The organism is Dyadobacter luteus, assembly GCF_003383615.1.
Taxonomy (GTDB): Bacteria; Bacteroidota; Bacteroidia; order Cytophagales; family Spirosomataceae; genus Dyadobacter; species Dyadobacter luteus.
Genome location: NZ_QNUL01000004.1, coordinates 349998 through 365653 on the forward strand (window position 1 = coordinate 349998; position 15656 = coordinate 365653).

Consider the following 15656-nt stretch of genomic DNA (forward strand, 5'->3'; position numbering starts at 1 on the left):
ATCGCAGAGTTTCACGGTTTTTTTACCGATGTTTCACTGTGAATTAGATTTTTAACTTCTCTAACTTCTTAACTCCCTGTAACTTCTGATTTTCAATGTACTAACTCTTCAACCATTTGGTTTTTCTCTTCACCTGCATGCCCTTTGAAAGGCCGCGAGAAGTAGGAGTAGATAGCCGGGATTACATATAGCGTAAGAATTCCGGCGAAAACCAGTCCGCCTACAACAACGATTCCCAGTGACTGGCGGCTTCCTGATGCTGTTCCCAGCGACAAGGCAATAGGCAGCGTTCCAAAAATCATCGCTAGTGTGGTCATCAGGATCGGACGGAAACGGGAGACGGCAGCCTTTTTAGCTGATTCGATAATGCTGTTTCCTTCCTCTTTGCTTTGGTTGGCAAATTCCACAATCAGAATACCATTTTTTGTAATCAGACCAATGAGCATAATGATACCTATCTGACTGAAAATATTTACGGTTTGGTCTGTAAACCAAAGGCTTAGTAGTGCTCCTGTTAATGCCATAGGAACTGTCAGTAGAATGATGAACGGATCGATCAGACTTTCAAACTGTGCAGCAAGAACAAGGTAGATCAGCACAATAGCGAAAATGAATGCGAAGATCAGACTGTCGCTACTTTCGGAATAATCGCGGCTTTGTCCTGCCAGTGCGGTACTAAATCCCTTCGGAAGCTCTTTTGCCGTGATTATGTCTATCTCCTTTATCGCTTCCCCCAGACTAACGCCTGATGCCGGTGTCGCTGAAATGGTCGCACTATAAGATTGATTGTAACGGTAAATAGCTGGTGGGCTGATTCCTTCATTAAGTTTTGTAAGGTTATCCAGTGAAACCATTTCTCCACTTCCTGATTTCAGATAAAGAGATCTCAGATCATAAGGTGCCGAGCGGTCTTCACGGTCCAGCTGGCCAATGACTTCATACTGACGGTCGTTATGAATAAAATATCCGTAACGGCGGCTGCTGAGCGCAAGCTGCAGTGTCTGACCGATGGCTTGCGTTGAAATCCCTAGTTGTGCAGCACGTTGACGGTCAATTGATATACTGATTTCAGGACGGTTTATCTTAAAATCTGCATCCACGAAGTTGAGCTTTGGATTACTTCCGACGCTGGACATCAGTTTAGGCATTACGTCAATCAACTCTTTTAGGCCCGGAGCCTGCACCACGTACTGCACCGGCTGCGTATTACCATACCCGCCGATCGTTGGGGTTTGCACGGGAATGATTAATACATTTCTGAATCTTGAAGAAGCAGCAACCAGCTTCATGAAGATCTGCTGTTGGGTCAGTCCGCTTTTGCGGTCTTTGGGTTCTTTGAGAAATATCCATTGGAAGCCGCCATTCACAGGTTGAGCCAGGGTTCCACCAGCTGCCGCTACCGCAGTATAGGTGCGCTCCTGATTCAGATCCGGGATAGAATCACTGATGAAATTCCCGATCTCTTTCATGCTTGCCTCCATACTTTCATAGGAAGTTCCCTCGGGTGCCATCACAGCTAGGCCAATCATAGAACGGTCTTCCAATGGCGCCAGTTCTGAAGGAAGTTTTGGTGCAAGCCAATAAGCCACTCCGAACGAGGCAGCCAGAAGAATAAATCCCAGCCAGCGTACTTTCATAAAAGCTGCCAGAGAATTGCCGTAAGCATCATTGAGTTTTATAAAATAGGGTTCTGTTTTTTTGTAAAGCCAATTATGAGAAGTCCCCGACTTAAGCAGATAAGCGCTCATCATGGGCGTCAGCGTCAGGGCTACAAAGGCTGAAATGGATACAGAGCCTGCGACAACGATAGCAAATTCTTTAAACAACCGTCCTGTTAAGCCTCCTAAGAATAAAATGGGAAGAAATACAGCTACCAGTGTTACTGTGGTAGAAATCACAGCGAAGTAAATCTCTGCCGAGCCCTGCCGGGCGGCCATAATAGGCGAGATGCCTGTTTCAACTTTGGCGTATATGTTTTCAAGCACAATAATGGCATCATCTACCACCAGCCCGATGGCAAGAACCAGCCCTAACAGCGTCAGTACATTTATCGAAAAGCCGGCGATGTACATAATAAAGAATGACGATACGATCGAGACCGGAATGGCTACCAATGGGATGATTGTACTTCGCCAGTCGCGCAGGAAGATGAAAATGATCAGTGAAACAAGCGCGAAAGCCAGTAGCAGCGTTTCTTCAACTTCTGACAATGAATTTCTTACAGGTACAGTAAAGTCTTTACCAAGAGCGATTTCATATTCTTTCGGAGCGGTCTTTTTAATTTCCTCAAACCGCTTTTTGAACTCATCTACAATGGCAAGCGAGTTGGCACCACGCTGCGGACTTACGCCGGTACCCACACCGTAATCAGCAGTTTTACCACTATAGATGATCATAGCTGTACGTTCATTCTGAGATGACATAATCGCCTGACCTACATCTTTAAAGCGTACTATCGCGCCCTCGCTTTCGCGAAGAATCATATTATTAAAGTCATCTTCGGTAACAAGTCTGCCCTGGGTACGTAAGGTCACTTCTGTGCTGGCTCCTTCAATTCTGCCACTTGGCAGATCGACATTTTCCTTTTGCAAAGCGTTCTGGATATCAATAGGAGTGAGTCCATATGCGGCCAGCTTGACAGGATCCATTCTAAGCCGCATAGCGCGCTTACGGCCGGCATAGGAATCCACTAACCGTACACCAGCGATGGACTGCAGTTTTTCTTTTACATTGATGTTTACAAAATCGGTAACATCTTCCAGACTTTTGGTTTTACTCTGAACTGTGAGAAACACCAGAAAGTCTGCAGGTCCTGCTTTTTCGACAATTGTTGGTTCGATGTCGGTAGGCAACTGCTGGCGGGATTTGGAAACCTTATCGCGCACATCATTTGCGGCCGCTTCAAGGTCTGCATTTAACTCAAATTCGACAGTTATGATGCTGACCTGTTCACGGGAAGTGGATGATACCGAGCGTATACCATTAGCTTCGGCTATCGCTTCTTCGAGTGGCTTGGTAACCTGTGAGGCGATGATATCCGCGCTCGCTCCCGGGTAAACGGTTGTGACCATTACAATAGGGGAATCAGTTACAGGATACTCCCTGGTTCCCAGGAAGGTGTAACCTACAATCCCGAAAAGTACGAGCAGTACGGACATAACCCCGGCCATAACAGGCCGGGAAATGCTTGTTTGTGAAATAGAACTCATTTTTTTACTAGCTATCGGCTTTCAACGAGCTGCTGTCAGCCTTGGGGTTGATTTCAAATTTGGTGTTGTATTGCTGATAAACACGAGATTATCAGCTCTGTATTGTACATTAGTCGGAACAGTAATGTTTTCTGTTAGTCAGCTATTTGAAGGTGTTTAATACTATTTAACGCTCACCAGTTGTATCTGCGCATCAGGGCTGAGCCTAAGCATATTGCTGGTGATAAGCGTATCGCCTTTCGCTAATCCGCTGACTACGTTTACGGTAGCGGCGTTGCGCTGACCAATCTGTATGCTTTTCAGACTTGCTTTGCCTGCGTTTGCAACAAAAACACTGTAGCCGTCAGAAGATGGAATCAGCGCCTGATTCGGTATCATTAGAGCGTTACCGGTAGTGTTTAAACGTAAGGTGAGGCGAGCGCTCTGGCCTGGTAGTAGTTCGTGGCTTGCATTATCGCCAACTGCACGTATTAGCAAGGTTCTGGTTTTGGGATCCAAAGCTGACTCATGAGCGATGATTCTTGCGCTTTGAATTTTCTCATTGGATTCTACCTGATACTGTACCGGATCCCCGTTCTTCAAAGTGTAGGCGTGTTTTTCAGGTACTGCAAAGTCTATTTTTAGCTTGCTGTTGTCTGTAAGCTGAACCAGCGGCGTTCCAGGCGACACATATGCACCTGTGTATACGTTCACTATTCCCAAGTGACCGCTAAAAGGCGCTCTGATGCTTGTTTTGGCAATATTGACCTTCAGCTGCTGGATTTTTGACTGAACTACTTTCAGATTAGTAAAGGCCTGATCATAATCTTGTTGCACGGCGGCTTCCCGGTCGACGAGGTCTTTTAATCTGCTTTCATTGAGTAAGACAAATTTTTCCTGCTGTTTTAATTGTTCGAGTTCTGCCAGCAAATCGGCATCATCCAGTTTAAAAAGCAATGCTCCCGTATTGACAAACTTACCCTCTGCTGCATGAACAGCAATCACTTTTCTGTTTAACTCACTCATAATGCTTACCTGCTGATAGGCCATCAGTGTACCGGAAACCACCATTTCTTCATTTAGCGCACCGGAAGTAATAATTTGACCGTCAACGGGTATGCCTTGCGACTGTGGTTTTATCTCAGGCTTTTGTGGTGTTGTATCTTTTGAACTGTACGCTTTTAAGAGCACACTTCCTGTTATCAGGCCTGCTATGATGAGCCCTGACACGATTTTTGCGGATTGTATTGTCCTTTTCATGAATTGATTTATTTAAATATTTGAATATATGTAATAGGAGTGATGCTTCATTTTCACTTTGCTGCTGTAGTGTAAGTGGTTACTCAACCGATGATGTAACCAAGAGTTATTAAATTGATATATTCAAATGTTTCGATATATCAGTTTAAAAAATTTTAGCTTTTAAGTGTATTTAAAAAATTAACGTACTCATCAAGTACTGTTTTATTGAGTCTGTATTTTACGTTTCTTCCTTCTTTTCCTGCTATGATCAGATCCGCATCCGCAAGCTGTTTAACGTGGTGTGAAATGGAAGGTTGTGCCAGGTCAATAAAATCGGATATCTCATGACAGTACAAACAATCTTCTTTTTCACGAAGCTGTTTTAGAATGGTAATCCTGCTCGGGTCGCTCAACGCTTTGGAAATTCTCTCCACTTTGCGAACATCCATGATTCTTATTTATTGATGAATATAAATGTATTGATGTATCTGAATTAGCTGTACTACAAATCGGTATTCAAAAAGATTCCCTGTTTTGAAAAATATTTAACAAATCTTAATTTCTTGGTTGATTTAGTTATGGAATGGCAGCCAATAGGTTTACACTTCTAGCAGATTATTGAAGGTTTTACTTTATCTTTTGGCAGAAAAATAACCTTAGTATAATGATACAAGACGGTATTGCTGGACAGCTTATAGCGCTTGCTGAAAATGATTTAAGGGTCAGGGAAATACTTTTGACCGAGAACAGTTTGTCGAAAGGGTACAATCCTAAAATGGAACAAGTTCACAGACAAAATGCAGCTCAGCTCAGAGTTATCATTTCACAAATTGGCTGGCCGACACAGGCCAGAGTAGGAGAAAAGGCTAGTGATGCCGCCTGACTCATCGCCCAGCATTCGATCGGAGAAGCAGATTTTATGAGGTATTGTTATAGTCTGATGCTCGAATCGGCATCAGATGTTAATTCTCAGAATCTTGCTTATTTACATGACCGGATCTGTTTTTTTGAGCAGAAACCTCAAAGGTTTGGTACTCAGTACGACAACGGAAATATGTATCCGGTTGAAAATGCAGCGGAGCTTAACACGCTCAGAGCGCAGATGCAATTGCCAGCTGTTGAGCCAGATAGAATTGTGGATGCAGGGTCTGTGAAGCAGATGTACTCAGATACACTGGAAAGTGATTCTGATTTTCAGTTATGGCGGCGTCAGGCAGGATGGATATGAATGGTATTCGCGAAGCTTTTGCTATGAGGCTGTAATTGTTGAATTTGAAAACAGCAGCAACACTTAAGAAGACAGATTCTCTGCAATATATTTTTCGGTATGAGGATTCTTATTTTAATGATTCTAACTGCCTTGCTATAAGTCTATCATTATCAAGAGTACGTCAGGAATACCCTTCCGAGGTACTCTTTCCTTTCTTCTTTGGTTTACTTTCAGAAGGGATCAACAAGCAGACGCAATGCCGTTTACTTCGTATAGATTAAAATGACCTTTTTGGTCTTTTTCTCGCTACAGCAAAAATGTCGCTTCTTAACGCGTTTTTCCACTTGGCTTTCCTACCCCTGTGTTAATCAGTGGCAGAAGGCTCTCTATAATGTAATCTGCCCATGCGTTAGAGCAGGCTGAGAAGCACTCCAGATCAGGCGTCAGGCCGATATGCGTAAAACGGATTTCAGTCTGGTTTCCCTTTGGTGTTATATCAAAAACGATGTAAGTATTGAGCCATTCCTTTTTATCGTTGACAAAGTTGATCATACTCTCTGTTACGAGCCATACGATTTTTTTGTCCGGCAGAAGCTCGGTTATCGTTTGGGCTGAAACATGTACTTCTCCAAAATATACCGTGAATGTATCATTCATATTGCGGGACCGGCCCTGTAGGTCTGATGTCCACCAGGACGCTACATTGTTTATGCAGTCAAACGCTACATGTGATGGGGCGTCGGCAAGAATAGTGATAGAGTACGCTTCTTTTTTCATGTTGTGTCAACGTTTGAAACTATACAAATATAGATCCCCGGCATTCAATGAAGCAGGGGGAAAACAGACATTCAGGTGGGTGTTTCCGGACAAAATTTGGCAGATAAACAGAAAGGTTAACAAATTGAAAGCAAAGTCGATACTATATGTTGATATTCTATAGAATAAAATCTATTTTATATAGAATATTGAGATGGGTCGCTTATTCGACGTGGGTGAAAATTTTGTCATTAAGGTGTGTTATTTTGTCAATTTGCTGAATATATGGATAATGTGATCGATTCATCACTATGTTTGCTCATGAATTAGTTATCGAAATATTTTGATAACAAAACTACCTTTTCTGTGATACCTACTGCTTTATTTCGCCTGGTATTTCTTATCCTCTTATGTTTCTATTGTGCTGATTCGGTTAGGTCGCAGGCCTTCCGGAATCTGTCAGGAACAGAAGGTGCATCTATGTCAAATGCCAAAGCCGTGGTGCAGGACAAACAGGGATTTATGTGGTTTGCCACCTATGCCGGTTTGTTTCGCTACGATTCCCATACTTTGAAACAGTATCTACACAGTGCTGCTGATGCCAGATCGGTATCTTCTGATATGCTCAGTGCAGTCTTTTCTGATTCAAAAGGGGACTTGTGGGTGGGTAGCAGTGGAGGACTTGACCGTTATAACCGCGAAACGGATGACTTCACACACATCGATCATAATTTGCCAAATACAAATCCTGAACGCAATAACCAGATTTACTTTATATCTGAAGACCGCGAACATCATATCATAGTTGGTACACCATTCGGGTTGAACAAAATAGTTGTAGAAAAAAGCGGAGCAAAAGTTACCTATATCCTGCATCGTGTGTTCGAAGGGCCTAGTCAGGATATTGTCTCGGTGAGCCAGACCAGGGCAGGGGAGTTTTGGGCAGGAAGCCTTAACGGATTGGTGCACGTGCCTGCCCGGGGAGGCAAACCAAGGTTGCTCCGCATTAATTCTTCAAATAAATCACCGCTGGTCAATCAGTTTCCTACTCAATATCTGGACGATCATAATATTATCTGGCTGGGCCCTGCCTCAGGAGGGATTGTGCAGTTTGATATCGCTACAGAGATGTTCCGTCCGATGGCCGACTTTACGGATCCTGAGGGGAACCTGCCCGTAGTGAGCAGTATTGTTGCCGATGGCAGTGGGAAGCTATGGATGGCGACACATTCGGGCCTTGCCTTATTTGACCCCGTCAGCAGGAAATCTGTCTGGTATAGAAATCAACCCGGCAATATTTACAGTCTTGCAGACAATCGTATCCAAACCATGTGTCTGGATCGCCAGGGAGGCGTGTGGCTTGGAACCCATTATTTCGGAATCAGTAACTTCTATCCGAATGCTCCGCGTTTTCTACCCTGGCCATTTACAGCAAATGGTATTTCCGATGTAAGATATGCCAATTCGTGGATGGGATTAAGCAAAGACGGCGAACTTTGGGTGATCGGAAAGGATCAAAAGAAGTTGCATTTTTTTGATCCTGATGGTATCACTGCTCAGTCTTATGATCTGCGGCTAAAATCATCCACTGATTATTACCGCTTCTATATTGACGGAGATGATATGCTATGGGCCGCAGGCAATTCTATGCTTACGAGCTATAACCTGAAAACCTACGCCTACCAGAATTATCCCACAGCGATTGAAGGTCAGCAGGAACTCGAAGACGGCAGAGTACACGATATGCTTGAAGATAGTCAAGGCAGATTCTGGTTGATAGGCACATTCGGAGCACTGCTTTTTAACAAAGAAACCGGACGGTTCAAAAAACACAGATCAGTAAGTTATGCCCATAGTGTTCTTGAAGATTCTCACAAGAATATCTGGGTAGGTGGTGGCGATGAGGCCTACGTGCTGAAATCAGATACAGCAGATTTTGAAATGTTGGTCACCGACAAAAGCAGGGGTGCTGGTAACTTTGCCTCTGTGTGGAAGTTAGCTGAGGACAAGTCAGGCAGGATATGGGCCGTTACCCGGCAGGGATTACAATATTACGACTCTAAATCCGGTCAGTTTAAATTAGATCAGAGAGTAGGCCTTTCCAAAATTGAGGATATACAAATTGATCATGGAGGCTATTTGTGGCTGGCTACCGAAGCTGCTTTAACCAGATATCATCCTGATAAAATGTCTTTGCAGACCTACAGTTATCAGGATGGTCTTCCATTCAACGGAATTTCACGCCCTGCTTCCAGTGTTCAGCTTAATACAGGAAAATTATATTTTACGACAAACAAAGGAATTTTTCAATTCTCACCTAATGAGTTTAAAGTGCGAAGCAGCGTTTCGCCAGTCATTTTTACATCTTTGAAATTATCAGATCGGCTTGTCAAAGCAGATGATGAAACAGGCATTCTTTCCAAAACCCTGGATAAGACGTCAAGTATCACTTTGAAGCATGATCAGAATATATTCTCTGTCGATTTTGCGCTACTGAGCTTTCCCAGATCTGAAAGGAACCGGTATGCCTATAAGCTTGAAGGTTTTGATGACAACTGGACCTACACCAATAAGCAGTCTGTTACCTATATGAACCTGCCGCCGGGTAGTTACGTACTAACCATAAGCGCTTCCAACGGAGACGGCTACTGGATGAAAACAACCAGACAGCTGAATATCCGGGTGCTTCCTCCTTGGTGGTTATCCTGGTATGCATATGGGGCTTATTTGCTAATTGCTGCCGCAAGTATATTTTTGATAACCCGCTTTCTTTGGCTACGGACAACGCTGAGAAAGGAGAACGAATTTTACCAGGCCAAGCTCGACTTTTTCACAAACATTTCTCACGAGATACGTACGCATTTGTCTCTGATCATTGGTCCTTTGGAAAAAGCCTATGGCTCGATTACGGAAAATACCACGACAAAGAAGCATCTGAATTATGCACGCGACAACTCTGGTAAACTGATGCAGTTAGTAGATGAGCTTCTTGATTTTCGTAAAATTCAGAATGGGAGTGTCAGGCTTCAGGTTCATCAGTACAATCTTGTCAAAATCTTAAAAAGCGTACTCTCGTCTTTTGAGCACCTGGCTGCCGAAAAAGGAATCAGCACAAGTTTTAATTACCCTGACGGTTTGCCGGGACTATGGTTTGATCTGAGTCAGCTGCAGAAGGTATTTTATAATCTTTTAAGTAACGCATACAAATTTACAGCTGAGACAGGACATGTGTCCGTAGATATTACTCAACTGGCAGATCAGGTCTTTGTCAGTGTTACAGATAACGGGAAAGGTATTGCCGAAAAGGACCTGGCGCACTTGTTTACAAACTTCTTTCAGGCAGCCGGCAGCAGCTCACAGAAAGGTTATGGCATCGGTCTGGCCCTTGCAAAGCAGATTGTAGATATGCACAAAGGTGGCCTTTCGGTTGAAAGTCGCCCCGAATCTGCTTCTGAGGCTGGTCATACTACCTTCAGGGTGAGGCTACAGACTGGCCGGGAGCATTACCGTGAAGAGCAACTCGGGAAGGATCTGCCACAGGTAGCATCATTTGCACCGGGCAGTACCCACGGAGTTGAAAAAGAACACACCTTAACAACTGCCAAGTCGCAGACTGTACTGCTAATAGAAGATAACGACGAGCTGAGATTATTTGAGAGGGATCTTTTAGAAGAGCATTATAACGTTTTGGAAGCAGCCAATGGAGCAGAAGGTTTAAAAATGGCTTTTGAACATCTTCCTGATCTTGTTTTGTGTGATGTGATGATGCCTGAATTGAGTGGTGTACAAGTTTGTGAGTTAATCAAAGCTGATCTGCGAACCTGTCATATACCGGTTATTTTATTGACAGCACGTACTGCGCTGCCACAGGTTCTGGAGGGGCTTCAGGCTGGTGCGGATGACTACCTGGTCAAACCTTTTGATCCGGCTGTGCTGAATCTGAAAATAAGTAATGCGATTCGGGTCAGAGAAGAGCTCAGGCGCTATTATAACCGTTCTTTGGTATTTCCAGATAATGAGCAGCCGATACAAGGCCAGGATAGTGAGCTGATCTCCAAACTGCGCGAACTGGTACTAAACAATCTGTCTGATGCTGATTTTGGCGTTCAGCAAATGTCGGTTCAGGTAGGGATGAGTGTTTCGGTACTGTACCGAAAGCTTCGGGCGCTGACAGGCACAACAATCAACGACTTTGTGAAGACCATCAGAATGCAAAGGGCATTGCATCTCATAGAGTCGGGACATTATCAGGTGAGCGAAGTGGCTATGCAGGTGGGTTTTGAGGATGTCAAGTATTTCAGTAAAGAATTTAGAAAAGTGCATGGGAAAACCCCTAGCCAGTTCAAAGGGCAGCCGGGCAAACCACTGATCTCTGAATAGCGCTTTATCAATTTATTTGTTACTTTTCGGATCTGTAAACCGGTTAATTGTCTGTATTGTAGCGCGCCAAAGTAAGATACCCATGAGAACCATTCTGTATACGATTCTTTTTTTTACTAGCTTTTCCGTGCTCGCTCAGAAGAGTAATTTACAGCAGTATTACAAAATTGCAGCGGCCGCTCAGGATCTGTACAATCAACAGAATTATCAGAGCTCGGTAGATTTATACAAACAGGCATTTGAAATCAAGAAGGATAGCCGTTATGATCTGTATAATGCGGCCTGCTCAGCGGCTCTGGCAATGCAAAATGATCTGGCATTAGAATGGCTGCGGCAGGCGTTCGATAATGGCTACACCAATATCAGCCATGTAAAACAAGATGCCGATTTAAAAGGTCTTCACAGCTTGAAACAGTACCAGGCTCTGTTAAAGCTCATGCAGGCAAAAGTTGACCAGATCGAGGCAGGATATGACAAACCTTTGCAAAAGAAACTGCTGGCTATCTTCGAACAGGATCAAAAGTATCGTCTCCAAAGTGATCAGGTAGGCAAGCAGCATGGATATGAATCAAAAGAAATGGATGCGTTGTGGAAGACCATTGAGCATCTGGATAGCATCAATTTAATCAAGGTTGTCTCAATACTGGATAAAGCAGGTTGGACTGGGCCCGAGCAGGTAGGACCACAGGCTAACTCGGCTCTTTTTCTGGTGATTCAGCATGCTGATCTTCCCACGCAGCAAAAGTACCTGCCTATGATGCGGCAGGCTGTCGCGTCGGGCAAAGCTCAGTCCGCAGAACTGGCTCTTTTAGAGGACAGGGTCGCTTTAGGAGAAAAAAGGCTGCAGATTTATGGAAGTCAGATTGGTGAAGATAGTACGGGTTTGGCGTATGTACTTCCCATGCAGGATCCAGACAATGTTGATGTGCGAAGAGCGGACATGGGACTGGGGCCTATAGAGTTTTACCTTAAGAACTGGGATGTTAAGTGGGATACTGTGGAATACAAAAAACTGCTTCCAGCGCTAAAAAGAAAAGAGGGGATAACTGACTAGGCAAACGTGCTGATTGGGATTGTTGTCAATGTCAGATTTTGGATAATGATAAGTGGTCGCGATCATTCAACTCAGATATGTCTTTGATTGCATATATTTGAGGCTCATTTTATATTGCCAGCAACCGTGGAGCAGAAAGAAGACAACCTGTTATCAGGTGTGAAGGAAATTGCCAGAAGAGCAAAAGTCTCCAGAGCAACAGTGGATAGAGTTATCCATAACCGGCCAGGGGTTTCAAAAAAAACCAAGGACCGTATCACAGCTATTATTGAAGAACTCGATTATCAACCTAATGTACTCGCTCAACGGTTGGCGCTTGCATCAAGGGGAATTGTCAAACTGGCAGTACTTCTACCCGGCGTATCGGAAGAAACAGAATACTGGAAAGCACCTCTGGAGGGCATTAGCAGAGCGGAAGCAGAAATCAAACAGTATGGAGTACAGGTCGACTACTATTTCTTCGATCAGAATGATAAAGCTGTATTCGCCCGGCAGGTGCAGCTGATTATTGACAACGGAGCGGATGGGGTACTGATCACTCCCACATTTGAGCCAGAATCGATAAAACTCCTGGCTCATTGCAAGGCGCATACGATCCCGTGTGTGCTGATGAACTCAGACGTCGCAGGTCAGCAAAGACTCTGCTATATTGGCCCTGAGCTCTTTGAAAGTGGGTATCTATCAGCCCAGCTGGTCGATTACTGTCTTAAAGAAGATCAGAAGGTGCTTGTAGTCAATATCGCAAGGGAAATTGAGAATAATGCGGCCATTATCCGAAAGCAAGAGGGCTTTCTTGCCTATTTTGACAAGAAGCTTTCAAAGGATTTATTGGTAAGTTTTAACAGTACCGATACTGATTACGAATCTGTTGCCGAAAAGCTGAATGTTGTTTTAGAAACTCAGAAGCAAATTGGAGTTATCTATGTTACAAATTCGCGTGTTTCACTGGTTGCCAGGTGGCTGGAATCAGTAAGCCGGAAAGATATCATTCTGATGGGATATGACTATCTGAGAAGTAATATTGAGTTTCTTAAAAGAGGAGTGATTGACTTTCTGATTTGTGAAAAGCCTCAGGAGCAGGGCTACCGCAGTGTGATGACGCTGTTTCAATTTTTAGTATTCTCAACTCAGGTTAAAGAGGATTATCTGATGCCAATCGATATTATCACCAGCGCAAACTATAAATTCTATCGAAATTAACTTGCCAGTACCAGGAATTACAAAACTGATTGTAAAATATTAAAAGAGGCGAGCTGAAAGTGCAATGGAATGAAATTTGATGGGGCTGATTATAAAACTCAACCAAACCAGATTTACTTTCATGGAACAGCAAAACATACTCAAATTTCTGGCAATACAGGAGCGGGATTATCTCAGGGCATTGGCTGAAATAAAAGCCGGTAGTAAACAAGGGCACTGGATGTGGTATATTTTCCCGCAGATCTCAGGGCTTGGAACAAGCATCAACGCCGTGCAATACGCTATTGAAGATCTGGGGCATGCCACTGAATATTTATCGCATCCGGTTCTTGGCCCAAGACTTATCGAAATAAGTAATGCTTTACTGAGCGTTGAGCATAAATCTGCAAATCAGATTATGGGAAGTCCTGACGATCTGAAGCTGAGATCATCTATGACCCTGTTCAGCAGCGTGCAGCGAGCCGATGAGGTCTTTCAAAAGGTTCTTGATAAATACTTCGACGGAAAACCAGACAGCAGAACACTTAACTTGATCGGCAAATCGTGATGATCTTATGTGTTTAAAGTCGCGGCAATCCAATAGAGCTTGCGGTCTGCAATACTTGCTCTTCTCCTGCAAATTTCAATATTGTATAATTTTAATAAAAAATAAAATTACATAGGTAAATGTAAAAAAGGGCCTAAAACATCTGTAAACGCGCTTTTTGCTTGTATTTAAAACGGCTTATTGTTGTTTTGGGCAATGATTTGAAAGTTTTTTATATGAAAGGATGTTATAAAATTTGGTGTATTAATTTTTTGCTATACATTTGTGCACGTGCCCGGTACTTTAAATCACTCCTGAAAACCACTTAGGAACTTTACCCGTGTAGCAGCGGGATATCAATTTTTGAAAAATCGGGTACGTACCCGGTAATTGATGAATTGTTAGTCAGACTTCTGTCGATATAGCCCTAATGGTGCTTGTAGCAGTTGTAATGTAAGGACTGGGGGTTCACACTATTGTAAGGCGAGCAAAAGCCTTATCAACTTTTTGTGTTTTAATTTGTCAACTTAGCGAGGTTTGTCCTATGGCTGTTTTGGGAAGATTTATAAAAATTGTAAGCTTCAGTATGCTGCTCTTGCTTGTTTTCGCCCTTGTCTGCGCTTTCGGGCGAGATACAGGCTATGATGTCCGTGATTTTGGGGCGGTGGGGGATGGGCTTGCAGATAACACAGCATCTATTCAAAGGGCGATAGATTCCTGTGCTAAAAATGGAGGGAAGGTTTATGTTATTGGAGGGAGGTTTCTTTCGGGAACTTTGGTACTAAAAAGCAATGTCACGATTCACATTGCCGCCGGCGCAACGCTTTTGGGGCAACCCCATACAAGGTTCTATCCCTATCAGAATTCGGGCATCAGGTTTTATGGCGAGGACTGGGCCAGGCAGGCACTTATTTTCTGTAAGGATCAAAAGAACGTTGGTATTGAGGGGCTTGGAACCATTGATGGGCAGGGGGACTCATTTGTGGTAACTACAACTAAAAAGCCTGACCGTTACAAAGACAGACCTTATCTTTTATGGTTTGCAGGCTGTGAGAATGTTCTTGTCACAGGAGTAAGGTTACAGAACTCGGCTTTCTGGATGCAGCATTATCTGGGGTGCACAAATGTGCGTATTGATGGCGTTAAAATCTGGAATCATTCCAATAAAAACAACGACATGATTGATATTGACGGGTGTCGTTATGTAACAATATCGAATGTAATCGGAGATTCTGATGACGATGGTATCACTATTAAATCTACTTCAGAACTGCCTTCAGAGCATATAACGATCAGTAACTGCGTGCTAAGCAGTCATTGCAGTGCTATTAAGTTTGGCACAGAGTCTGTTGGGGGCTTTCGTAACATTGCTATTTCGAATTGCGTGATTAAGCCATCAGCTCAGAAGACAACTATTTATGGTAAACCAAAGGGGATCGGCGGACTGGCAATGGAGATTGTTGACGGTGGAATTATGGAACGTGTGTCAGTAAGTAATCTGGTGATCGATGGAACCGAAGTGCCGCTTTTCATACGTCTTGGAAACAGGGCCAGAAAACACATTGCGTCCGCGCCGACGCCAGGGCTTGGCAAACTGCGTGATATCAGTATTTCGGATATTCAGGCTACCGGCGCTGGGCTGACAGGCTGCTCGTTTACAGGTATAAAAGGCGCTTCAATCGAGAACATAACCCTGCGCAATATCAATATTGAGTTCGAAGGAGGCGGAAAGTCATCAGATTCAAACAAAGCAGTCCAGGAGCTGGAAGATGCGTATCCAGAGGGTACCATGTTCGGAACGCTTCCTTCTTACGGATTTTATATCAGGCATGCCAAAAACATTAGAATGTCCGGAATCTCACTTAGTTATAAGTCCTCCGAGCAGCGTCCGGCATTTTTTCTCTCTGATACACATAATTTTTCCATAACTGATACAGATGTCAAGCCTGGAATTGGAAAAGATGAAATGGCAGTTGTTGAAAGCAGCTCGAATGGTATGATTACGGCCAAAGGTTTTCACTTTTCGCTGCCTGGTTTGGTCAGAAAAGATAAACTTTCAAAAAACATTGTAGAAAGAATCGAATAGGTGACAGTTTAGGG

General features: G+C 43.6%; 12 protein-coding genes. 8 read left to right on the top strand and 4 right to left on the bottom strand.

Features of this window, described 5'->3' with window-relative positions:
• Positions 1–92: 92 nt before the first annotated feature.
• The 3 genes from DSL64_RS08205 to DSL64_RS08215 form a co-directional block, all read right to left on the bottom strand.
• A complete protein-coding gene (locus DSL64_RS08205; protein WP_115830192.1) occupies positions 93–3209 on the bottom strand; it encodes an efflux RND transporter permease subunit in 3117 nt (1038 codons plus the stop codon).
• A 162-nt stretch (positions 3210–3371) separates the two neighbouring features.
• A complete protein-coding gene (locus DSL64_RS08210) occupies positions 3372–4448 on the bottom strand; it encodes an efflux RND transporter periplasmic adaptor subunit (protein WP_115830193.1) in 1077 nt (358 codons plus the stop codon).
• A 155-nt stretch (positions 4449–4603) separates the two neighbouring features.
• Complete coding sequence (locus tag DSL64_RS08215; RefSeq protein ID WP_115830194.1) at positions 4604–4879, bottom strand: ArsR/SmtB family transcription factor; 276 nt, start codon at positions 4877–4879, stop codon at positions 4604–4606.
• A 215-nt stretch (positions 4880–5094) separates the two neighbouring features.
• Between DSL64_RS08215 and DSL64_RS08220 the strand changes: the two genes are divergently transcribed.
• From DSL64_RS08220 to DSL64_RS08230, 3 genes are read left to right on the top strand one after another with little or no spacing between them, the layout of a single operon-like run.
• A complete protein-coding gene (locus DSL64_RS08220; RefSeq protein WP_115830196.1) occupies positions 5095–5313 on the top strand; it encodes a hypothetical protein in 219 nt (72 codons plus the stop codon).
• A gap of 36 nt (positions 5314–5349) precedes the next feature.
• Positions 5350–5658: a DUF6624 domain-containing protein gene (locus DSL64_RS08225; protein WP_147300347.1), complete on the top strand. Its 309-nt coding sequence runs from the start codon at positions 5350–5352 to the stop codon at positions 5656–5658.
• Between the two features lie 44 nt (positions 5659–5702).
• Positions 5703–5921: a HipA N-terminal domain-containing protein gene (locus tag DSL64_RS08230; protein WP_229216998.1), complete on the top strand. Its 219-nt coding sequence runs from the start codon at positions 5703–5705 to the stop codon at positions 5919–5921.
• A gap of 46 nt (positions 5922–5967) precedes the next feature.
• On the opposite strand, the gene DSL64_RS08235 is transcribed toward DSL64_RS08230, so the two are convergent.
• On the bottom strand, positions 5968–6417 hold the full coding sequence (locus DSL64_RS08235; protein WP_115830200.1) for an SRPBCC family protein: 450 nt from the start codon (positions 6415–6417) through the stop codon (positions 5968–5970).
• Positions 6418–6876: 459 nt separating this feature from the next.
• Here DSL64_RS08235 and DSL64_RS08240 point away from each other — a divergent pair, with 459 nt between their 5' ends.
• The 5 genes from DSL64_RS08240 (at position 6877) to DSL64_RS08260 (ending at position 15642) form a co-directional block, all read left to right on the top strand.
• Positions 6877–10776 carry a hybrid sensor histidine kinase/response regulator transcription factor gene (locus tag DSL64_RS08240; RefSeq protein WP_115830201.1) on the top strand — a complete coding sequence of 1300 codons (3900 nt, stop codon included), beginning with the start codon at positions 6877–6879 and terminating at the stop codon, positions 10774–10776.
• Positions 10777–10858: 82 nt separating this feature from the next.
• On the top strand, positions 10859–11830 hold the full coding sequence (locus DSL64_RS08245) for a DUF6624 domain-containing protein (protein ID WP_199539349.1): 972 nt from the start codon (positions 10859–10861) through the stop codon (positions 11828–11830).
• Positions 11831–11956: 126 nt separating this feature from the next.
• On the top strand, positions 11957–13030 hold the full coding sequence (locus DSL64_RS08250; protein WP_115830258.1) for a LacI family DNA-binding transcriptional regulator: 1074 nt from the start codon (positions 11957–11959) through the stop codon (positions 13028–13030).
• A 121-nt stretch (positions 13031–13151) separates the two neighbouring features.
• Positions 13152–13577: a DUF1810 domain-containing protein gene (locus DSL64_RS08255; protein ID WP_115830260.1), complete on the top strand. Its 426-nt coding sequence runs from the start codon at positions 13152–13154 to the stop codon at positions 13575–13577.
• A 565-nt stretch (positions 13578–14142) separates the two neighbouring features.
• On the top strand, positions 14143–15642 hold the full coding sequence (locus DSL64_RS08260; protein ID WP_115830261.1) for a glycoside hydrolase family 28 protein: 1500 nt from the start codon (positions 14143–14145) through the stop codon (positions 15640–15642).
• The last annotated feature ends 14 nt before the right edge of the window (positions 15643–15656 follow it).